This is a genomic window from Paenibacillus sp. FSL R5-0908, from assembly GCF_038006245.1.
GTDB lineage: Bacteria > Bacillota > Bacilli > Paenibacillales > Paenibacillaceae > Paenibacillus_AQ > Paenibacillus_AQ odorifer.
The window spans coordinates 7,197,731-7,218,725 of the sequence record NZ_JBBOUV010000001.1 but is presented as its reverse complement, the minus strand read 5'-3'; the positions used below and the strand labels follow the sequence as shown (position 1 = coordinate 7,218,725).

Genomic DNA, 20,995 nt, shown 5'->3' with positions numbered 1-20,995 from the left:
TTAAGCACATTTGTGCAATATAATAATAAATGTGCAAAACAATCGTCTACAGTATAGTGGGGGGTTCTAAATCCGTCAAACTGTCGAATACAGCGGGGGCGTTGTAACATGGATCGAAAAGAAGATAAGAAGCTGCTTATTAAAATAGCACAAATGTATTATGAACAGAATTTAACGCAGAGTGAAATCTCCGGCGAACTTGGCATATATCGTACCACCATCAGCAGGATGCTAAAGAGGGTACGTGAAGAAGGGATCGTTACAATAACTATTAATTACGATATTGGCGATCATTTTACATTGGAGCAGGAGCTGAAGGAACGGTTCGGGCTACAGGAAGCCATTGTTGTGGAGGTAGATTCTGCACAGTCCAGCACGATAAAACGCAAAGCTATAGGACAAGCCTGTGCGAGATGGCTCGAGCAAGTGCTTCAGCCGAAAGATACGATTGGATTTTCTTGGGGAAGCAGCTTAGCTGCCGTCGTAGAAAGCCTAACACAAGCCCAGAGACCTTTTGTAACCTGTGTACCTACGGTTGGCGGCCCATCAGGAAAGATGGAGAGCGGGTACCATGTAAATAACATCTGTTATCAAGCTGCTCTAAAATGGGGTGCGCGCTCGTTAATGATTGATGTTCCAGCGATCACGGAGCAAAAGGAAACTAGAGATCAACTGATGAATTCGCAGTATTATCAGTCCATTGCCAAGGCGTGGGACCATCTGGATATCGCTGTGTTCGGTATCGGATCGCCGGAAATGAAGGGGGAAGAGGCGTGGCGCGGATTTTATGGTGATGCAGTGATTGCTGAGCTGGAGAATGGAAAGGTCGCTGGTGATATCTGTTCACGATTCTACGATGGCAACGGGATTCCTGTGCATACCGGAATATCGGATCGAACGCTGACTATTGACCTGGAGCAGATCAAGCAAGCACGGTTTTCCATTGGTGTAGCGGAATCACTTGAGAAGGCTTCAGGGATCCTTGGTGCGCTAAATGGGGGTTATATGAATGTGCTTGTAACGACCCAAGAAACAGCGCAGAAGATATTGGAGTAGCAACTACTAAATGTAAACAATTGAATTTCGTGAAAATAACCTGAAAATGGCATGCAAATTGCTTAAAATTTTGCTTGTAAGCACCAGACAGAGCGTGTAAAATATACAAGGTATTCATATCGAACATTTATAAAAATATAAGTTTCACATTATACATTATCTTTATATTTGCTTATCAACTCATATAATCTTGGGAATATGGCCCATAAGTTTCTACCGGATAACCACTGTAATTATCCGACTATGAGTGAAATAGCGCATCTAGGGTTCCGCTTCCTGACTATGGAAGGACTGGACCGAGCGATGCGGACACTATGCAGTGTTACACCACTAAGGGACAAAAACCCAGAAGGACAAATTCACTTGAGAGAAACGACTCAAGGGATTTGTCCTTTTTTTGTTTTTAATTCAGAAGGAGAGATCAAGTTTACTATGAAGGTACTTCAAGAGCGCATCAGACAAGAGGGTCTTATTTTATCAGATACGGTACTAAAGGTAGATTCATTTCTGAATCATCAGGTGGATACGGAGCTTGCCTTACAAATTGGACAGGAGTTCAAGCGGTTGTTTGGACATTTGCCTATCACTAAGATCATCACTATTGAAGCGAGTGGCATTCAATTCGCCATGGCTACGGCCATCGCCTTAGGCGTGCCGTTTGTATATGCGAAGAAAAAGAAAGCAGTGACCTTATCAGAAGCGGTCTATTCCGCACCGGTACATTCTTTTACACGCAAAGAGGATTATATGGTTAGTGTCTCGCAAAAATATATCGGACCAAGCGATAAGGTGCTTATTGTAGATGACTTTTTGGCTACTGGTGCTGCTCTTGTTGGACTGGTTGATATCGTGCAAGAGGCTGGCGCTGAGCTCCTTGGCGTTGGTTGTGTGATTGAAAAATGCTTCCAAGAAGGCCGGAGTCTACTCGAGGATAGAGGGATAGAAGTCCATGCTTTAGCCCGGATCACATCTATGTCACCAGGGGAAATTCACTTCATTGATAATGAAAGTTCAAAAGAGCCAATCAAGGAGAGTGCGAGATGTTAAGCAAGAAAAAAGTATTTGCGTTAGGATTTCAGCATGTACTGGCGATGTATGCCGGAGCAGTTGTTGTTCCGCTGATCGTAGGGAACGCGCTGAACCTGAATGCCACCCAAATGGCCTATCTTATCGCAGCTGATTTGTTTACTTGCGGGTTAGCTACTTTGCTGCAGATTATGGGCACTAAGTATTTTGGCAGCAGGCTGCCGGTTATTCTTGGATGTACCTTTACGGCAGTAGGGCCGATTATCGCTATCGGCAGTGCCAACAATTTGGCGACGGTGTACGGAGCAATTATTTTATCTGGTTTATTCGTGGTACTGGCGGCCCCCCTTTACGGGAAGCTGCTGAGGTTTTTCCCAACGATAGTAACGGGCTCAGTCGTGACCATTATTGGGTTATCTCTTATTCCTGTAGCTATGAATAGCGTAGCTGGCGGAGAAGGCAGCGCTGATTTTGGGAATCCCCGCAATTTGTTGCTTGCACTGATCACACTGCTGGTCATTTTAGCGGTTAACCGTTTTACTACAGGATTTCTTCGCTCGGTCTCTGTCTTGATAGGTCTTTTAGTGGGTACAATTATTGCTTATGGAATGGGCATTGTTAGTTTCTCTACAGTAGGTGAAGCCTCTTGGGTAAGTGTTGCTCAGCCTTTCTACTTCGGATGGCCTCAGTTCAATCTTACGGCTATTTTCACTATGATCATTGTTAATATTGTTAGTATGGTGGAGTCCACAGGTGTTTACTTTGCGATTGGTAAAGTAACGGATCAGAAAGTGGAACAAAAGCAGATCGTAAACGGGCTGCGTTCGGAAGGTTTGGCGATTATGCTGGGCGGGATCTTTAATGCATTTCCGTACACAGCATTTTCGCAAAATGTAGGTCTGGTCTCGCTGACCCGGGTCAAAACCCGGAATGTTATTTTTGCAGCCGGCGGGATTATGGTTGTGCTTGGATTACTGCCTAAATTGGCGGCTCTGACAACGGTTATTCCCAATGCCGTACTGGGTGGAGCGATGATCGTGATGTTCGGATCGGTTGCTGTTTCCGGGATGTCGATTCTGTCAGAGGTAGATTTGCGTAAGGATGGTAATCTGCTGATTGCCGCTTGTAGTATCGCTGTTGGATTGGGTTCAGCAACTGTACCTGCGATGTTCGATCAATTGCCTGAATTCGCTCGGATGCTGCTGCAAAACGGTATCGTATCCGGTTCCCTTACAGCGATTGTACTGAATATCTTCCTCTCGAAGACAAAGGATAATGTTCTGGCAGAAGATCCTGCTGCCCCTGTTCTAACGAAAGAAACCCAAGTTTCTTAATACGTCTAATTCATGTTAAAAGACCAAGCTCTGGTGTGCTGATACCTAAGCTTGGTCTTTTTCTCATGCTCATAGCTTGTGCATATGCACAAAAAAATAGGTTGTCCCGTCAATATTATTGGGTTTGTAAGCGCAGTATACTCAGTTTAGAAAGCGTTATCAAATTACACACTGTATAGTGTCAAATTCTTATACTAGGGGGCAACTAGAGATGGAAGGCACAGTAATTAACTGGATGGGCGCGATTGCGGGATTGATTCTGGCCGTCGTATTGATTTTCAAAAAGGTTAACCCGGTCTACGCACTCTTTTTAGGCGCGATTGCCGGAGGGATATTAGGCGGGGCATCCATTGCAGAGACAGTACAATATATCATCGACGGAACGAATAGTGTTATGGGTGCAGTTGTACGTGTTCTCGCAGCTGGTGTGCTGGCCGGGGTATTGATTGAATCAGGGGCAGCCGAACGAATGGCCGAGACCATAGTAGATAAGCTTGGCGAAAAGAAAGCGTTATTATCTATAGCGCTGGCTACTATGATAATTACAGCAGTGGGCGTATTCATCACAGTTGCTATCATTATTGTCGCTCCAATCGCTTTGTCCGTAGGTAAGAAGATCGGCATTTCCAAAACCGCTTTGCTGCTCGCACTGGTCGGTGGCGGTAAAGCCGGTAACATTATTTCACCGAACCCGAACACCATTGCCGTAGCTAAAGGCTTTGATGTAGATTTGGCTCAGGTCATGATTCATGGATTCATCCCAGCCGTTGCGGGTCTGATTGTCACTGTTATTATTGCTAATCTGCTGGTCAACAAAGGTGTGAAAATTGCAGAGGGCGACGTTGTAACTAAAGAGGAAGACAGTACTAAGGTTAAACCTAGCTTTGGCCGTGCCATCGTCGCTCCAGTTGTCGCTATTTTACTTCTAGCCATTAACCCAATCGGAAATATTCTAAATATTGAATTGCTGAAATCATTTAAAGTCGATTCTATGATCATCTTGCCTCTTGCCGGCATTATTGGATTGATTGCTATGAAACAAACGAAGAACATCATTTCTTTTACAACCTCAGGGTTAAATAAAATGACAGGTACAGCCATTATCCTGATTGGTGCTGGTGCTATCGCTGGTATTATCTCGAAATCGGATTTGAGTGCTACTGTTGTAGATGCAATAACAGCTATGGGGATTTCCGGAACGTTCCTTGCTCCAATTGCAGGGATCCTGATGGCGGCTGCTACAGCATCAACCTCTACGGCTTCTATCGTGGCTGCCGGATCATTTGGTCCCGCTATTCTTTCGATGGGCACAGCGCCGCTAAATGCAGCAATTATGGTACACACCGGGGCTACAGTTATTGACCATCTGCCACACGGTAACTTCTTCCACGTGACCGCAGATTCCGTTAAGATGAACATTAAGGACCGGATGTCACTGATTCCTTATGAAAGTCTCGTGGGTCTGACGATGGCTATCGTCGCCACTATATTATACGGCTTCATCCTATAATTTATATTTGCAACTAGAAGGGACGGATATTCTATGAATAAAGACTTTGTCATCGTATTGGCACCGGATTCTTTCAAGGAAAGCATGACAGCCAAAGAAGCTTGTGAAGCCATGGAAAAAGGCATTCATAAAGTAAATTCTAATATTACTTGTATTCATGTACCCATGGCAGATGGCGGCGAAGGAACGATGCAGTCCTTGGTCGATGCAACGGAAGGTACAGTATATATAACAAAAGTTAAAGGGCCACTGGGCAATGAAGTTAGCGCATCCTACGGAATCACAGGAGACGGGCTGACAGGGGTGCTGGAAATGGCTAGTGCGAGTGGTATTCAGCTGGTATCCCCTGAGACACGTAACCCGTTGATTACAACCACCTACGGGACAGGACAATTAATCAAAGCATGTCTGGATCGTGGGGTCAGCAAGCTGCTGATCGGTATCGGTGGCAGTGCCACCAATGACGGAGGCGCCGGGATGGTGCAGGCATTAGGCGGCAGGCTGCTGGATGCCGAAGGCAATGAGCTGTTGTTTGGTGGTGGTGAGCTTGGCAGATTAGCCCGTATTGATCTGAGTGGATTTGACCCTCGCCTGAAGGATGTACAGGTTGAAGTGGCCTGCGACGTTACGAATCCATTATGTGGTCCGACCGGAGCTTCCAATGTATTTGGTCCGCAAAAAGGGGCTACGTCGGATATGATCAAACAGCTGGACAGCAATCTGCATCATTATGCGAGTGTCATCAAAGAGCAACTGGGTTTCGATATTATAGATATGCCTGGTGCTGGTGCAGCGGGTGGCCTTGGGGCAGGACTGGTAGTGTTCTTAAACGGAATATTAAAAAAAGGCATTGAGCTTGTGATCGACTATACTGGACTTGAAGAAAAAGTGCAGCAGGCAGACATGGTATGGACCGGGGAAGGAAGCATCGATTTCCAGACCCAATATGGCAAGACCCCGCTTGGCGTTGCTGAGGTCGCTAAGAAATATAATAAACCTGTGCTGGCCTTTGCGGGACGGATCGGCGATCAGACGGAAGTGCTGTATGATAAAGGGATCGATGCTATTTTTGGCATCATGCCAGGTGCAGCTTCATTAGAGGATGCCTTGAATAAAGGGCAAGAGAATCTGGAAAGAACGGCTGAGAATGTGGCTAGGTTAGTCATGCTGAACCAAGGAAGCTGAATGAATTATACAAAGTGATAGAGGGGCTGACTGAACGGAGTCAGCCCCTTTTTTCTTTTTTAAGGTAGAAGCTTTCTGAGTAGAATATAAGGGAACAGGAGGTACAGACATGAAGATATCGAAATCACTCGCAGGACAAATAGCACAAGAAATGATGAGCGTAGTTCCTTATAACATTAATGTTATGGATGAGAGCGGGTTTATTGTGGGGAGCGGAGATCTGAAACGGGTCGGAACCTTACATGAGGGAGCGAGAATAGCCATTCAAAGTGGTCATGTCTTTGAAGTGTACGAGGATGGCAGCGGCATGAAGCCGGGGGTGAATGAACCCATTATTATAGATCATAAAGTTTTGGGTGTGGTAGGTATTACGGGACATCCGGATGAGGTTAGGCCGTTTAGTAAGCTGGTCAGAGTCACTACTATATTACTTATTGAGCAGGAAGCAAGGAACAAGCTGGAACAGGATGAGCGAGTAAAACGTGTGAAATTTTATCATGAATTGTCTTATCGTAAAGAAGCATATGATCTTGAGTTTCTGGAACGGGCGGGCAGCTATGGGCTTGATCTTAAGAAAAAATGCTGGGCCATCCTTGTGGAAGGCGATGTGAACGGAAAAGAATTCAAAAATGTATTTAGGTCTTATCCACATTACTGGAATTTGGAGAATGATAAGGCGGTTTTTTTCATAACGGATGTTTTTCTTTATAAAGAGCTTATAGGAAAACTAAATTCATGTGCGAATGTGGGGCGAATAGGTTCTGGCGAAGCAGAGGAGTTAGCTGCATATTCACTTGAACAGGCCCAGTCGGCGATTAGTGTTGGCAGTAGAGTCGACCCGCTCAAGAAACTGTACACTTATGAGGAACTAAAATTCTTAATTCATCTCTCCTATGACGGGGCGGAACGGCCTGGAACGATTTATGCTCTGCTGGATCAGTCGGGCGATAAGACAGGCCTGATTGAAACGCTGCAAGTATTTATTGCTGAGAATGGGGACCATAATCGTACTGTACAGAAGCTGAATATTCACCGAAATACACTGAACTACCGGCTTAATCGCATTCATACATTGACGGGCAAAAATCCACGCAACTACATGGAGTTGTTTGAATTGTTGTGCGGATTGATGTGGCGGAAGTAGTCTATATCCCCCTATTCCAATTGCCATCCTGATTTTATAGGCATAAACTTAGATAAGCTTGTATAGATAAATTAGGACAGGGATGGATAGGAATGAATGAGAAAGTAGTAATGAATGATAAAGTAGTCATGCCATTATGGACCATGTGCCTTTTTATCGTAGTGATGAACACAACGATGTTTAATGTATCGCTTCCAACCATTATTCAGGATCTCCAAATTTCTGCTGATCTAGGTTCATGGGTAATTTCGAGCTATTCGATTGGATATGCTTTATCGACGGTTATTTATAGCCGCTTATCAGACGTGGTGCCGATTCGGAGACTTTTGACCGTTGGCTTAATTACTCTCGGGTTGGCCTCAGTGTTTGGATTATTTGCGCATGACTTTAATACATTATTGATAACGAGAATAGTACAATCTGCTGGCGCGGGTGCGATGGCTGGATTGGGTCTCGTACTGGCTAGCCGTTATGTGCCTATTGAAAGACGTGGTGCAGCTATCGCCATGATCTCCGCAGGGAGTGCCATGGCCTTTGGTTTGGGCCCGATTTTTGGTGGTGTCATCAGTCAGTATTTTGGCTGGAACGGGTTATTCGGAATTACTTGCCTTGTGCTTGTTGTATTGCCAGTACTACTGCGGTTATTACCTAAGGAACAGCCGCAGCCTGCAAGCTTTGACGTTATTGGGGCGGCGCTGACCGTTATAAATGCGGCAAGTCTGCTGGTAGCCGTAACCACCCAATCTCTGGTATGGTTGGCAGTGGGCGTAGTGTCTATTATCGTGCACGCTTGGTATTTGAAAAAGGCGAAGGAATCCTTTATTAACCCGCAGCTGCTAAAAATGCCGGGATACTTGAAGCTAGTTACCATAGGCTTTTGCATTCTAGTGCTGAACTTGGGGAATTTGTTCCTGATGCCGCTTGTGCTCGCTAATCTATTTGGTAAATCGGCGTTGATGATTGGTTTGTTTATCGCACCAGGTGCGTTATTATCCGCATTTCTTACCCGTTTTGTTGGACGTTTTATTGACCGGTATGGCAACTTGCGCTTCTTAATCATAGGGCATTGTATTCTTGCCGCTGTTATGGCTGCATTTGCGCTGAACCTTTCTGTATCTCCTGTAGTTCTTCTGCTTGGTTATCTTTGCTTCTCTCCGGCCTTCTCGGCGACAATGGCATCCTTAAATAATGAAGCTTCCCGGGTTCTTCCGCGAACTTGGATTGGTTCAGGTATGGGGCTTTTACAACTGATTCAGTTCTTTGGAGGTTCTGTATCTGTTGCGGTCTGTGGGCTGTTGCTGCATACTCAGCGTGATCTTGCGCCGGCAAAAGCATATGAGCATGTATACGGACTGTTGCTCCTTGTCAGCTTGTGTTCGTTAGGAGTTCTCCTTTTATATAGACGTTCTCATTCCAAAAGTAATACTGGGCAATCTATACAAGCTTAGAACTGAAACGAAAAGGTGATAAAAACGTATCAGATGCTATAGCAGATATAAGGAAGGAATGGTAATAATGGATAACGGGATGAGTGTAGTTTTAATCGAAAAAATGCCAGAAGGTGATCTACGAGTGATTGAAGAGCGTACGTGGAGCATGAATATGATAACTGCACTTGAACATGTCAATTATATAGTGGTGGGCAGTAAGGAATATGAAGCGGTTGAAGGACGACTGAATGTGGATGAAGGCAAGCTGGAGCTTTTGCTTGTTCCGATGCACACTGAGGGATAGAAGATCATCAGGGAAGGAGAACCTTACGATGGCTAAAGAAGAAAGGGATAAGGAATTGCCTGCATCAAAATTATTTACCGCTGATGGCAAACCCATCCGTGTATTATCAACATCGCTAGGCATAGCCTTATTAGCGAATGCTATGTTTATTCCTGGCGGAGCGGGGGCTAGCGCGAATACTTCTGCGGGCGAACCACAGCTAGTCTCTTGGTCTAATGAAGAGGTTAAAGCTTATTTTGATAAAAATGTGGATTGGAATATTCCCTACCCCGAAGAAGGTACGAAAGAGGTAGAGGAGCAAGGCCAAGGCGTAGTAACTTCAAACGGAACAACGGTAGTGAATAACTATGGCGGTTATCATTCAGGTTTTGGCTGGACGGATTTGCTTCTGTATCACATGTTGTTTAACAGTGGTGCCAATTACTCTTCCAGAGGATGGGCTAAGGACCGTCCTACCTATTATGGAGGCACGAGAACCACATATAAACCACCAACTTATAGCAGTGAAAAGTTCCAGAATAAAAAGGTGCCCGGTTCTGTAGTGAAACCTAAAACCTCAACCTCATCCACGGGTTCCATCACGAGAAGAGGTTCCTCTTCAAAGAACGGAATCGGTGGCACTTCCAGTGGCTTAAACTCTTCGAAGAACTCTAAATCAAGTTCAGGCTCGAAGTCTTCATCGAGATCTGGCTCCAGTAAGAGTGGTTTCGGCGGATGAGTGATCAGCAGAGCGTGTTTGAGATTCTAGATTTGTCTGATCTGGAGCGGGGCCCACGGGTACAAGCGCTGCATGAGCTTGGGTTCACTTGGGCAGATCTAGAGGAAGAAGAGTACTGGATGGATGCAATAGCTGTGATGCGCAGTGACATTTACCAAGAGCTTGAGGAAGCCTCCACAAAGCTGTGGGCTATCCTCGATAAAGCGGTTCGGTATATACATCTAAAACGCGATTTGTATGAGCTGCTGGGCATTCCTCCTGTTCTTTGGGAGATGCTTGATGGGTTCCCTATTCCAGAAGAAGGTCTAATCAGTCGGTATGCAAGGTTTGATTTTGCGATAGCTAATGATGGAACCATCAAGCTTCTGGAACTGAATGCCGATACACCTACAGGTTATGTGGAGGCTTCCATAGCAACACCTTGGATCTGTGAACAGGCGGGTGTGACTAGTCCAAATCATGCGATGAAGGAACAACTTGCCGCAGCATGGCAGATAGAACGTCCAGATACCGCAGCTTGCGTTGCTTATGGGTCTCATCTTGAAGATTCGGGTACGATTGAAGCCTTGGCCAGACATAGCGGGCTTACTATTCAGTGTGTGGATTGTCTCGACCTGTGGGTCGATGAGGGCATTCTGAAGGACGGGGAGGACCGGGTGATAAAGCGGATGTTCGCCCTATATCCTAAAGAGTGGATGGCCGTCGATGAGGGTGGAGATGCACTTGCCTATGCTGTTGAGCAGGGGAATCTTCAGCTTTTTAATGGACCACACAGTATCCTGTTGCAGTCTAAGGGATTAATTGCAGCTGTGTGGGGAATGTATGAGCTTGGCTTATTATTTGACAATGAAGAGCGTGAGGCGATCTCACGTTATATTTTGCCGACTTATAATAAGCCTGTGTTCTCTGGCAGCTTTGTGTCCAAATCTGTATTTGGCCGCGAAGGCGGTTCTGTACGTCTCTTTGACGATAGTGGAACTCTAGAAATTGAGGACGAAGAGGGTTATGATAGCAGTCAGCTTTTTCCCTCTGTATATCAAAAAAGAGCTGAACTAGCCCGAATACACACCGCCGAAGGTGAATTCCACCTACTGACAGGCATGTTCGTCATTAATGGGAAGCCGTGTGGGCTGCTCGGCCGGGCTGGCGGACTGATTACGGGCAATGCCAGTCATTTTATCGCGTTGGGAGTGAGATAGTTGGATAAAAGTAAGGCTATAAACAAGTCGTCTACTAGATTAGTAAAGGCCCGGATCGGGGCTTTATGTATGATGCTTCTAACGGTATTGCTGCTTAGTGCATGTTCCAGTAATCAAGGGAGTGTGTTTGATTCAGGCACTGCCGAAACTTCTGACAGTGTTGCACGGGTACCTTGGGATTACCGGGTTGTCGAGAGTACTGTAGGTGATCTAATTGGCAGCGATATGACGGTGTTGCCGGATAATGAGCTGCTGCCGAATGATGAGAATTATGCTACTGGCGATAAAATATGGACATTGCAGTTCATGGACGCTGAGCTGATCACAGATGCCGACCAACGCAATGAAGTCCGCCTATCTTCCTGGACGACCATTAAATCGTACCCCGATGAAAAAACAGCGGTCGAGGATCTTACCAACCTTAAGGTATCGGTAACTACGGATGTTGATCTTGTAGGAGTATACAAGACAAAATATAATGAGAAGACAAGAAACTTTGCCGTCCTTGAGCTGCCTTCCGGCAACCGGATCAAGCAGCCGATAGACGATGAGCGTTATGCAGCATTAGAGAAAGAAAAGACCGCTTCCGTAGTCCTTGAGGAAGTACATGATTTCGCCGATTATGACTCGGCATATGCGAAATTTCGGGGGTGGGCAAAGTGACGATTGTTGTTAATTTAATAGTCAGTATATTTGTGATTATTCTTCTGCAATTGTTGGGTATGGTTATCTTTGGCTTGATGACCCCGTTCAAGGATATGGAAGAGCTGAAAAAAGGGAATGTGGCTGTAGCTCTAGCGCTTGGCGGCAAATTTCTCGCTACAGCAATTATCATTGGAGTAGCGGCGTATACAAATACCTCTATTCTGCATATGATCATTTGGTTTGCTGTCGGTTATGTGTGTCTAATCGCTGCTTATTGGATTTTTGAATTGGCGACCCCAAGCTTTAAAATTTCAGAACATCTGGAAAAAGGCAATGTGGCAGTAGGCACTATGCTCTGCTTGGTGTTTATCGGCACAGCATTTGCAGTCAGCAGTTTGATTGTTTAGTTCAAAAATCGCAGATGGACATGGATAAGGCTGCCCTCAGTAATAACCTCGAGAGGCAGCTTTATTAATGTGAGGAAGGGATGGCAGATGCATTTTTTTCTGAGAATATCCACCAGGATGATGCGTTTACGCAAACGGTCGATCGGTTTGATTATTTTGATCTTTATAATTCTTAGCGCATCGATAGCTTACCTGCTTGAACCGAGTACATTCCACAACTGGTTTAATGCCTTCTATTGGGTCATGACAACGATGGCAACCGTTGGGTATGGGGATTATTTTACAGAGACTGTAGTGGGTAAGCTATTCACCATGTTTCTGTATATTTTTGGGATTGGTCTTCTGAGCTTGGTTATTGGCAAGGTCATTGACTCTATTGCAGAAGTGCAGAGAAGGAGAGGAGCAGGAACATTGAGCTTCCGGGGAAAGGATCATGTGATATTAATCAATTGGAGTAAGAAAGCGCAAGCTGCGGTAGATGAGGTGTTATGCTATTCACCTAAATGTCATATCGTCATCATTGATGAGATAGGACGGCATCCGCTGGAGCATATGGAACAGGTCCACTTTGTAAGCGGTGATGCTTCCAGCGATGAGATTCTCCTTAAAGCTAACATACACGAAGCCCGGGCAGCCATTGTGTTCGGAGACACACGGATTGATGAAGCATCGCTAATTGACGGGAAGTCTCTGCTTATCGCCTCCAGCATTGAGCGCATAGCGCCACAAGTACATACTACCGTAGAAATTATGCAGGAGAAGAATATACAGAATTTCAGGCATGTTCAGGTCAATGAATTCGTTCTGTCGCATGATGCCATTTCTAGATTGGCTGTTCGATCCGCTCTGCAAGAGGGGAATTCAGAGGTGATTACGCAGCTGCTGAGCCGCCAGTATGGGGATGATATTTATGAGATTCCAGTGAATAGTGCATGGAAGACCTATGGGCAGGCGTTTCAGGAATTGCTCCTTCAAGGTGCAACTTTACTCTCGGATCGTAGTGACCTTAGCATCAATCGCAAGCTGGACCAGCCTATTCCTAAAGAGGCTAGATTATATATTGTTTCGGATGAAGAGACGTACCGGAGAATTAAAGGTTAGGTCAGAGATAAGCGAGTAAAGCGGATTTTCGGGAGAATGGCTTCTCGGAATTCCGCTTCTTTTTGTTTGCCGTTCCTTCCTTAAGGGTAAGAGATGAATATTATCGTTACTCTACCTTTCGGAAGGAGCCATTGTTAATGAGTGAACAGCAAAAAGTGAACGGAAATAGCAAAAATGAGCAACTGGAACAGTTTCGCAGTAAGGACGAAGGTCACGCTTTAACAACCAATCAGGGATTGAAAGTATCCGAGGATGAGTTCTCCCTAAAAGCCGGTGACCGGGGGCCAACCTTGCTGGAGGATTTTCATTTTCGGGAAAAAATGACCCATTTCGATCACGAGCGGATTCCTGAGCGGATCGTGCATGCACGCGGTTTTGCCGCCCACGGGGAGTTTGAAGTATATAAATCATTGAAAGAATATACGAAGGCGAAATTCCTTCAAGATCCGTCCGTGAAGACCCCGGTATTTGTCCGGTTCTCAACGGTAGCAGGATCACGGGGGTCAGCCGAAACTGTGCGGGATGCCCGGGGCTTCTCGACCAAATTTTATACCGAAGAAGGCAACTATGATTTGGTAGGCAATAATATGCCGGTCTTTTTTATACAGGATGCGATTAAATTCCCTGATCTAGTGCATGCGCTTAAGCCGGAGCCGCATAATGAAATGCCTCAGGCGGCATCAGCCCATGATACCTTCTGGGATTTCATCGCCAATAACCAGGAATCGGCCCATATGGCGATGTGGCTGATGTCTGACCGCGCCATTCCGCGAAGCTTCCGGATGATGGAGGGGTTTGGAGTGCACACCTTCCGTCTGATCAATGAACAGGGGAAAGCGCATTTTGTTAAATTCCATTGGAAACCAGTGCTTGGTGTACACTCTTTGGTGTGGGACGAAGCACAGAAAATATCAGGAGCGGACCCTGACTTTCACCGCCGTGATTTATGGGAATCGATTGAAGCCGGCAATTTTCCGGAATACGAGCTGGGCATTCAGCTTCTTAGTGAAGAAGACGAATTCAAGTTTGATTTCGATGTGCTGGACCCTACAAAGCTATGGCCAGAGGAAGACGTGCCCGTGCAGATCGTTGGGAAAATGACCTTGAACCGCAACGTGGATAATGTTTTTGCCGAAACGGAGCAGGTGGCTTTCCACCCTGGACATGTAGTGCCAGGTATTGATTTCACCAATGACCCGCTACTTCAGGGCAGACTATTCTCTTATACGGATACCCAGCTGATTCGGCTTGGGGGTCCTAACTTTCATGAATTGCCGATTAATAGACCGGTGTGTCCTTTTCATAACAACCAGCGTGACGGATATGGGCGGCAGACGATTAATCAGGGCAGTGTGAGTTATCATAATAATTCGCTGGCCCAAAATACGCCGAGAGCTGTCCCAGAGGCTGAAGGCGGTTATGTGCATTATCAAGAAAAGGTTGAAGGCCGTAAGGTACGGAGCCGGAGTAAAAGCTTTGAGGATCATTTTTCACAAGCCAAGTTATTCTGGAATAGTATGAGCCCTCCGGAACAATTGCATATTATCGAAGCTTATTCTTTTGAGCTTGGAAAGGTTAAGAGTAAGTCGGTCCGACAGCAGGTCGTAAATATGCTCGCTAACATTACCTCCGAGCTTGCTGTACCTGTGGCAGAAGCCATTGGAGTAGCAGCTCCAGAAGTTGGCGGTTCCGAGGTCACTCAAGCTTCCCCTGCCCTAAGTCAGGCTAATACGAAAAAACATCCCAACACGCGTAAAGTAGGCGTGATTATCGGAGATGGTTTTGATGAGGCTGCGGTAATGCCTGTATTGGACACGCTTATGGGAGCTGGGATTCAACCGGAGCTAATCAGTGATAAGCTTGGATTTATTAAAGGCTCAAACGGCACAGAGCTTGAAATCATCCATACCTTGTCCACTACAGATTCGGTGCTCTTCGATGCGATTTATGCGGCTGGTGGAAATGCGGAACGCAAGAAATTCCATAAAGATGCAGCGTTATTCCTCAACCAAGCCTATGCACATTTTAAACCTATCGCGATGACCACAATACTTGCTGAGCTGCTTGCAACAGATGAACATAGAAGCAGTCCGGGCGTCGTAATAGGCGATGGTGGGGAAGTTTTTGCGGCTAGCTTCGTTGCGGCCATTACTGCCCATCGTTTTTGGGAACGTATGGAATGAAGTAAGTAGATGACAGAAAAAGGGGGATCCGCTCGTCAGAAGGCGTGTGGATCCCCCTTTTTTTCATCTAATAGTTTCATAAATTTAACATTTGGATTAAGTATGTGATGTATATTACCTTTATAGATAATACTAGGCAATATAAGCAGATCCTTAGGGAGGTGATTTTTTGAGGAAAGAGATAGCTGTTGCTGTAGTGGTACTTACAGGTTTTACAGCATTAACAGCATGCGAGCAAACAGCAACACCGGCATCAACATCCTCGCCCTCCGCGAATGTTCATACAACAGAGCCACCGAATTCTACGGGTTCGGCTAATAATGATGTGGGGGACCATTCACAGGAGTGGGATGCTTTAGAGCAATTTATTGTTATGAAGCTTACCGGCTCGTCCGGTGTTTATACGAATTTAATTGAAACAGAGCAATCCGGGGAAGCAGCAAGCGGCCATGAGATTCTAAGTGAATCTGCCTCTCTGAGGATGCTGGCAGCCGTACGGAGTGGTGAGAATGAGCGATTTGCAGAAGAATGGGCGCTGGCTAAGCAAACCTTTGATATGAAGGGCGGTTTTAGCTACCGATATAGCCCTAAACATCAGAAATTATATCCTGTGAATGCTGCCGTTGATGACTTACGTATCATTCGTGCGCTTTATGAAGCTGGGGATACGTTTAGAGATAAACACTATTCAGAAGAAGCGGCTAAGTATGGTGAGAGGTTTTATAACCATAATGTAAAAAATGGATATATGTATGACTTCTATGATGAAAATTACAAAAAAACCAACACATTCGTTACTTTATGTTATATTGATTTAGGTACAATGCGAAAATTGTCGGTTTCTGGAGAATCTCGTGACTTTTTGTTGAATAATATGAGCGTTATACTGAAAGATGGGTATTTATCAGATGAGTTTCCCTTCTATGAAACAAGGTTTAATTATGAGAGTGGAACCTATAGTTCGGAGAATATCAATACCGTAGAATCGCTACTGTCCATTCTGGCTTTGGCAGAGGTAGACCAGCAGAAATCCTCCAGCATTGATTATATCAAGCAGCAGGTCGATGCTGGCAAATTATATGGACAATATTCGCGTGAGGGAAAGCCGCTTAACGATATTCGCTCAACAGCCATTTACGCCATTACGGCTATGATTGGTGCCGAGATCGGAGACGATGCACTCTATCGCAAAAGCATTAAAAGAATGAACGAGTTCAGAATAACCGATGCCGGCAGCTCACTGTATGGAGGCTTCGGCGATGTAGCTAGTGGCCAAGCCTATTCCTTTGACAATCTGATGGCATCATTGGCCTATGTCTATTAATTTAAACCTATAGTAACGAAGGTGAATCTGCATGATAAACAACACGGTGAAATCACCTCTGAGGCAGGGGATGACACTCGCTAACCTACCTTTGCCATTGTCCCCGGCTTTTATCACTGCTGTTGGAGTGTTGCTTATAACCATCATAGCCTTATTTACCGCCCCGTATGTCGGAATGGCGGATAATGGTGATTTTTTTCGCAGCATCTATAGTAACGGAATTTATTTCAATCTGCCGGATTATGACGAGCAATACTTTGGTTATTTTGTAAAGCAATATGGAATCTTTCAGTATTTTAATGAGAATGGCGCGACATTATTTTCTTCACAGTCCCTATTTATCCAGCTGGCCATTGGACTTAATAAGCTGTTTTTTAGCAGCGAGGTTTTCGATATCCGGTTTCAAGCAGTCATTTATACGATTTTATATGTTGCGGCGATCTACTTATTAATAGAGGCAATTACATGGGGGATGACCCGCAAGCAGGGCTGGGTCACTGCTGGTATTGCTATTTTTATATTTGGAGATACCGGGTATACCGCTTATTTCAACTCCTTTTACGGCGAGAGCGTCGTGATGATCACGATGATTACTATGTTCGCAGCTTGGTTGTTGTTATATCAAAAAAGATACAATGACTATGTGCTGCTGGCCCTGTTCTTGATCAGTACGATCATCCTGACAACTTCCAAACAACAAAATGCACCAGTGGGTATAATCATTGCGGTTCTGGGGGGTTCAATCCTTTGGATTCGCAGGGATAAGATCTTTCGTATTCTGACTCTAGTTTCCCTTGCCTTGATCCTGTTCGCAGGTGTGTTCACCTATTTGAATATCTCGGATGAGTTCGTGAATATTAACCAGTTCCATGCCATGACCCGAGGGGTGCTGAAGGATTCCACCGATCCGGAGAAGGCACTGAAGTCATTCGATATTGATGAACAATATGCCATCTTGAAGAATAGCATTTATTACGAGAAGTACGGAACTATTGATGTGAATTCACCAATCCTCCAAGAGAACTTTTACAGTCGTTACGGATTTGTTTCGATCCTTAAATACTATATATCGAATCCGGATCAGCTTAACTCGATTCTTAATGTTGCTGCTCAAAGTGCATTCTCGATTAAACCAGCGGCGATGGGCAATTATGAGCAATCCGTTGGGAAGGAATTTCGAGCACAAAGTCACTTTTTTACTGGATATAGTCAGCTGAAAAAGGCTTTGGCACCACGAACGATAGGTTTTATCTTCCTTTGGACAGTGCTTGTCATTGGTCTGTATATGCCTTCCCTCGTAACAGCCATCAAGGCACGCAATTTTAGAGGATTGCAGCGGATGGTATTGATTGTCGCTACGATAGGCATTGGTCTTTCAGGCATTTTTGTATCGATTATTGGTGCCGGTGATGCCGACATTTCCAAGCATGAATTCTTGTTCACTTTATCTTTTGATTTGGTGACCTTTCTGACAGTATCTAGTGTGATCGGACGCAGATTCTCGAAAAATCGCAAAAAGCCGGTTAACGAAAGTCCCACCACATCTAGTCCATATACAAAGCCTCAAAAGGATGTGAGTGTTTGAAGCGCAGAGGGATCTTATACTGTATATTGCTGCTGACCCTGAGCTTAACCATCCTATTGCTTCCCGCCACTCCTGTTCAATCTGCTGCATCACCACAACAAGTCTTACTGCTCTATGACAGCCTTGCCAAGGGGACCGCTAAGGATGGAAATGTGACTGAACTTCAACGTCTGCTGGCGGCTTACTCGACAAGGGTTACACTTCGAAGCCTAGATCAATACGAGCAGGGGATGCTGAAAAATTACTCCAGAGTGATCATGGTCCGTAACGAAGCGGATATTTCGATCACGAATAAATCCTATATAGAGGATTGGGAGCATTATCAGGGGCAGTACTTGCATATTGGGTACAACCCACCCGCTAGTCTAACGAAGGCGTTACAGCTAACCACTGATGTGATCTATGACGGGAGTGCTGAGCTCGAAATTGGACAGTTCTCCGGAATTCAAGCTAAGGTGCAGGATATGCCTTATATTGTAGCGAGTCAGGCGGTCAAATCCTTCGGGCAACTCTCTTTTGCGGAGGAGGGTCTGCAAGCACCGTACGCTGTGAGTAAGGGGAATGATACATATGCCCCATATTTTGAACAAGGGAATGTCAGTACGCTGGGGATGGCGTATGTTCTGAAGGATTGGCTCCATATCACTGCTGCTCCTAAAATGTACCTTGCGATCAAAGAAATCTATCCTTTCTCTGATCTGCGATTGCTGGCAGAAACGGGTGAGCGGCTATATCAACTGGGGATTCCGTTTCTTGCAAGTGTGCGGCCTGTGTTCAGCAATACCGATTATCCGGCCATGCAGCGCTATTTAGTGGCCATGAAAAGTGTGCAATCCAGCAATGGAAGCATTCTGGTCAATGCCCCAGTGGTGATGCCAACGATAAGCTCCAGTGACCATACGCTTAAAGGAAAGATGAATGATTTCATCAATCTGTTGGCCGAAAACGGGCTTGGGCCGCTTGGAGTCGGAGCGGAAATGCATTGGTCGTATGACAAAGAGTATTCAGAAGCGGGGATGAGCTTTTTTGATTCCGTGGTGTTATATCCGGATGAACAGATTGATTATATGGAGCAGAGCGACACCTCTAAATCCTTTCCATCCTCTTTATATAGCGTTCCACTGGAATTTCTCCAGGCTTTGCATACATCCAATAAAGTGATCCCGCAATTGCCGCTGGATACTGTAATCACCGTCGACATGCCCGAGGATGAGCGTCAGCTTGAAGAAATGCTGCAAAGTCTGGAGCGGAATTGGGTTTCTTTTGCCGATTATAAGCAAGCAGAGCATCAGGTGGTTACTGATCAGAACACAATCTCCTCATTAGATGGAATGATTTCTATTAATGGACAACCTCTAAGCCTGGACTATACACCGGAAACAGTGGATAGCGATTATCGCTACACAGAGGAGCAGCAAAAGAGCTTCACCCGGCTTTTTAATATTCAGAATCAATTTTTTATTGTTGTGATCATGATTTCTCTGCTGCTGTTTGGCGGATTGTTGATGATCGGATACCGGTTATATCGCAGAAAGTTTTTGAAATGAGACAACTAATCGTGATTTGGAGGACCCTATGACGATTTCAGACGTGCTGATGGTGATTGCGGTGATCTGTATTTGGTCTCTGCTGCTGGTGAATGTGACCCTCATTATCGCGGGCTATCTATATTACATTAAATCCGAAAATGAGGATATACCAGAGATAGAGGGTGAATATCCTTTTGTTTCAATTATGGTTCCCGCTCACAATGAGGGGGTAGTGATTTGTAAGACGGTTGAATCTCTGCTCGCGCTGGATTATCCGCAAGATCGGTATGAGATTATTGTAATTAATGATAATTCCTCTGATAACAGTGCCGAGCTGCTGGAGGGAATACAATCCCGAAATCCGGGGCGTCAGCTGGTAGTCATTAATACGGATGCAGTTACAGGAGGCAAAGGTAAATCCAATGCCTTGAATATAGGCTTTACCAGCTGTAAAGGGGAGCTAATCGCCATTTATGATGCCGACAATACTCCGGAGAAAACAGCTTTGCGTTATCTGGTTGCTGAGATCATGCATGATTCCAGCCTCGGTGCAGTGATCGGGAAGTTCCGGACCCGTAATCGTGATGCAAGTTTACTGACCCGGTTCATTAATATTGAGACCTTATCCTTTCAATGGATGGCTCAAGCGGGGCGTTGGAAGCTGTTCAAGCTTTGCACTATTCCGGGAACCAATTTCATTATGCGCAGGTCAATTGTGGAAAGCATCGGTGGCTGGGATGTCAAAGCGATAGCCGAGGATACAGAAATCAGCTTCCGGATTTATATGATGGGTTACCAAATCAAGTTCCAGCCGAAATCCGTCACGTGGGAGCAGGAACCCCAGACCCTAAAGGTCTGGTTCAAGCAGCGAACCCGCTGGGCGAAGGGCAATATTTATGTCATTGTCAAAAATATTCCGCTGCTGTTCAATAAATCGGCCGCAAAGGTCCGGTTCGATATTCTTTATTTTCTATCCATTTACTTCTTGCTGCTGCTGTCGTTAATCACCTCGGATGTGCTGCTGATCCTGCATGCTTTGGGTTATGTGCATACTACTATTGCAGGTCTTAGTAATTTCTTATGGCTGCTCGCTATTATTTTATTCGTTGTAGGGACCTTCATCACGCTAACGACAGAAAAGGGCGAGATGAGCTTGTCCAATCTAGGGATTGTGATGTTGATGTATGTGTCTTATTGCCAGCTGTGGATGGTTGTCGCGGCTAACGGGTTATATCTATACCTGAAAGACCTCATCTTCAAAAGAGAAGCCAAATGGTACAAGACAGAGCGCTACTAACGAGGCACCAAAAAGTCA

Annotated in this window: 18 protein-coding genes and 1 riboswitch; all 18 genes read left to right on the top strand. The window is 45.3% G+C overall.

Features of this window, described 5'->3' with window-relative positions:
• The first annotated feature begins 108 nt into the window (after positions 1–108).
• The 18 genes from MKZ09_RS32985 (at position 109) to MKZ09_RS32900 (ending at position 20,977) form a co-directional block, all read left to right on the top strand.
• The gene (locus MKZ09_RS32985) at positions 109–1,056 is read left to right on the top strand and encodes a sugar-binding transcriptional regulator (protein ID WP_076202055.1); all 948 of its coding nucleotides are present in this window, start codon (positions 109–111) and stop codon (positions 1,054–1,056) included.
• Between the two features lie 160 nt (positions 1,057–1,216).
• A riboswitch (purine riboswitch) is annotated at positions 1,217–1,320 on the top strand.
• Between the two features lie 168 nt (positions 1,321–1,488).
• The gene (locus MKZ09_RS32980; RefSeq protein WP_036682464.1) at positions 1,489–2,103 is read left to right on the top strand and encodes a xanthine phosphoribosyltransferase; all 615 of its coding nucleotides are present in this window, start codon (positions 1,489–1,491) and stop codon (positions 2,101–2,103) included.
• Positions 2,097–3,416 carry a nucleobase:cation symporter-2 family protein gene (locus MKZ09_RS32975; protein WP_036682206.1) on the top strand — a complete coding sequence of 440 codons (1,320 nt, stop codon included), beginning with the start codon at positions 2,097–2,099 and terminating at the stop codon, positions 3,414–3,416. Before MKZ09_RS32980 ends, MKZ09_RS32975 begins: the two co-directional genes overlap by 7 nt.
• A gap of 211 nt (positions 3,417–3,627) precedes the next feature.
• Positions 3,628–4,926, top strand: coding sequence for a GntP family permease (locus MKZ09_RS32970; RefSeq protein WP_038573777.1), 1,299 nt, complete (start codon positions 3,628–3,630; stop codon positions 4,924–4,926).
• A gap of 33 nt (positions 4,927–4,959) precedes the next feature.
• Positions 4,960–6,111, top strand: a complete 1,152-nt coding sequence (locus MKZ09_RS32965; RefSeq protein WP_076132736.1) for a glycerate kinase family protein — start codon at positions 4,960–4,962, stop codon at positions 6,109–6,111.
• 109 nt (positions 6,112–6,220) lie between these two features.
• The gene (locus MKZ09_RS32960) at positions 6,221–7,255 is read left to right on the top strand and encodes a CdaR family transcriptional regulator (RefSeq protein ID WP_076132735.1); all 1,035 of its coding nucleotides are present in this window, start codon (positions 6,221–6,223) and stop codon (positions 7,253–7,255) included.
• A gap of 92 nt (positions 7,256–7,347) precedes the next feature.
• Positions 7,348–8,703 carry an MFS transporter gene (locus MKZ09_RS32955; protein ID WP_256719150.1) on the top strand — a complete coding sequence of 452 codons (1,356 nt, stop codon included), beginning with the start codon at positions 7,348–7,350 and terminating at the stop codon, positions 8,701–8,703.
• 67 nt (positions 8,704–8,770) lie between these two features.
• On the top strand, positions 8,771–8,989 hold the full coding sequence (locus MKZ09_RS32950) for a hypothetical protein (RefSeq protein ID WP_036682196.1): 219 nt from the start codon (positions 8,771–8,773) through the stop codon (positions 8,987–8,989).
• 28 nt (positions 8,990–9,017) lie between these two features.
• A complete protein-coding gene (locus MKZ09_RS32945; protein WP_076124098.1) occupies positions 9,018–9,707 on the top strand; it encodes a hypothetical protein in 690 nt (229 codons plus the stop codon).
• The gene (locus MKZ09_RS32940) at positions 9,704–10,906 is read left to right on the top strand and encodes a glutathionylspermidine synthase family protein (RefSeq protein WP_076202053.1); all 1,203 of its coding nucleotides are present in this window, start codon (positions 9,704–9,706) and stop codon (positions 10,904–10,906) included. The genes MKZ09_RS32945 and MKZ09_RS32940 overlap by 4 nt, the downstream gene beginning before the upstream one ends.
• Positions 10,907–10,975: 69 nt before the next feature.
• Entirely contained in the window at positions 10,976–11,569 is a 594-nt protein-coding gene (locus MKZ09_RS32935) for a hypothetical protein (RefSeq protein WP_232061559.1), read from the top strand.
• On the top strand, positions 11,566–11,958 hold the full coding sequence (locus MKZ09_RS32930; RefSeq protein ID WP_038573772.1) for a DUF350 domain-containing protein: 393 nt from the start codon (positions 11,566–11,568) through the stop codon (positions 11,956–11,958). Before MKZ09_RS32935 ends, MKZ09_RS32930 begins: the two co-directional genes overlap by 4 nt.
• Before the next feature lie 87 nt (positions 11,959–12,045).
• A complete protein-coding gene (locus tag MKZ09_RS32925) occupies positions 12,046–13,059 on the top strand; it encodes a potassium channel protein (RefSeq protein WP_076202050.1) in 1,014 nt (337 codons plus the stop codon).
• A 137-nt stretch (positions 13,060–13,196) separates the two neighbouring features.
• Positions 13,197–15,242 carry a catalase gene (locus MKZ09_RS32920; protein ID WP_076132729.1) on the top strand — a complete coding sequence of 682 codons (2,046 nt, stop codon included), beginning with the start codon at positions 13,197–13,199 and terminating at the stop codon, positions 15,240–15,242.
• A gap of 169 nt (positions 15,243–15,411) precedes the next feature.
• The gene (locus MKZ09_RS32915; protein WP_081394177.1) at positions 15,412–16,566 is read left to right on the top strand and encodes a glycosyl hydrolase family 8; all 1,155 of its coding nucleotides are present in this window, start codon (positions 15,412–15,414) and stop codon (positions 16,564–16,566) included.
• Positions 16,567–16,597: 31 nt separating this feature from the next.
• Positions 16,598–18,151 carry a glycan biosynthesis hexose transferase WsfD gene (gene wsfD, locus MKZ09_RS32910; protein WP_076202048.1) on the top strand — a complete coding sequence of 518 codons (1,554 nt, stop codon included), beginning with the start codon at positions 16,598–16,600 and terminating at the stop codon, positions 18,149–18,151.
• Positions 18,148–19,698 (top strand): hypothetical protein, encoded by a 1,551-nt coding sequence (locus MKZ09_RS32905; RefSeq protein ID WP_076202046.1) that lies wholly within the window; start codon positions 18,148–18,150, stop codon positions 19,696–19,698. The genes wsfD and MKZ09_RS32905 overlap by 4 nt, the downstream gene beginning before the upstream one ends.
• Before the next feature lie 28 nt (positions 19,699–19,726).
• Positions 19,727–20,977 carry a glycosyltransferase family 2 protein gene (locus tag MKZ09_RS32900; RefSeq protein WP_076202043.1) on the top strand — a complete coding sequence of 417 codons (1,251 nt, stop codon included), beginning with the start codon at positions 19,727–19,729 and terminating at the stop codon, positions 20,975–20,977.
• Positions 20,978–20,995: the final 18 nt, after the last annotated feature.

What these genes read in the sequence shown, in the direction of transcription:
- MKZ09_RS32950 (WP_036682196.1), top strand. Translation starts at nt 8,771, where the DNA reads ATGGATAACGGGATGAGTGTAGTTTTAATCGAAAAAATGCCAGAAGGT.
- MKZ09_RS32945 (WP_076124098.1), top strand. Translation starts at nt 9,018, where the DNA reads ATGGCTAAAGAAGAAAGGGATAAGGAATTGCCTGCATCAAAATTATTT.
- MKZ09_RS32960 (WP_076132735.1), top strand. Translation starts at nt 6,221, where the DNA reads ATGAAGATATCGAAATCACTCGCAGGACAAATAGCACAAGAAATGATG.
- MKZ09_RS32955 (WP_256719150.1), top strand. Translation starts at nt 7,348, where the DNA reads ATGAATGAGAAAGTAGTAATGAATGATAAAGTAGTCATGCCATTATGG.
- MKZ09_RS32935 (WP_232061559.1), top strand. Translation starts at nt 10,976, where the DNA reads ATGATGCTTCTAACGGTATTGCTGCTTAGTGCATGTTCCAGTAATCAA.
- MKZ09_RS32900 (WP_076202043.1), top strand. Translation starts at nt 19,727, where the DNA reads ATGACGATTTCAGACGTGCTGATGGTGATTGCGGTGATCTGTATTTGG.
- MKZ09_RS32985 (WP_076202055.1), top strand. Translation starts at nt 109, where the DNA reads ATGGATCGAAAAGAAGATAAGAAGCTGCTTATTAAAATAGCACAAATG.
- MKZ09_RS32965 (WP_076132736.1), top strand. Translation starts at nt 4,960, where the DNA reads ATGAATAAAGACTTTGTCATCGTATTGGCACCGGATTCTTTCAAGGAA.
- MKZ09_RS32925 (WP_076202050.1), top strand. Translation starts at nt 12,046, where the DNA reads ATGCATTTTTTTCTGAGAATATCCACCAGGATGATGCGTTTACGCAAA.
- MKZ09_RS32940 (WP_076202053.1), top strand. Translation starts at nt 9,704, where the DNA reads ATGAGTGATCAGCAGAGCGTGTTTGAGATTCTAGATTTGTCTGATCTG.
- MKZ09_RS32920 (WP_076132729.1), top strand. Translation starts at nt 13,197, where the DNA reads ATGAGTGAACAGCAAAAAGTGAACGGAAATAGCAAAAATGAGCAACTG.
- wsfD (WP_076202048.1), top strand. Translation starts at nt 16,598, where the DNA reads ATGATAAACAACACGGTGAAATCACCTCTGAGGCAGGGGATGACACTC.
- MKZ09_RS32970 (WP_038573777.1), top strand. Translation starts at nt 3,628, where the DNA reads ATGGAAGGCACAGTAATTAACTGGATGGGCGCGATTGCGGGATTGATT.
- MKZ09_RS32975 (WP_036682206.1), top strand. Translation starts at nt 2,097, where the DNA reads ATGTTAAGCAAGAAAAAAGTATTTGCGTTAGGATTTCAGCATGTACTG.
- MKZ09_RS32980 (WP_036682464.1), top strand. Translation starts at nt 1,489, where the DNA reads ATGAAGGTACTTCAAGAGCGCATCAGACAAGAGGGTCTTATTTTATCA.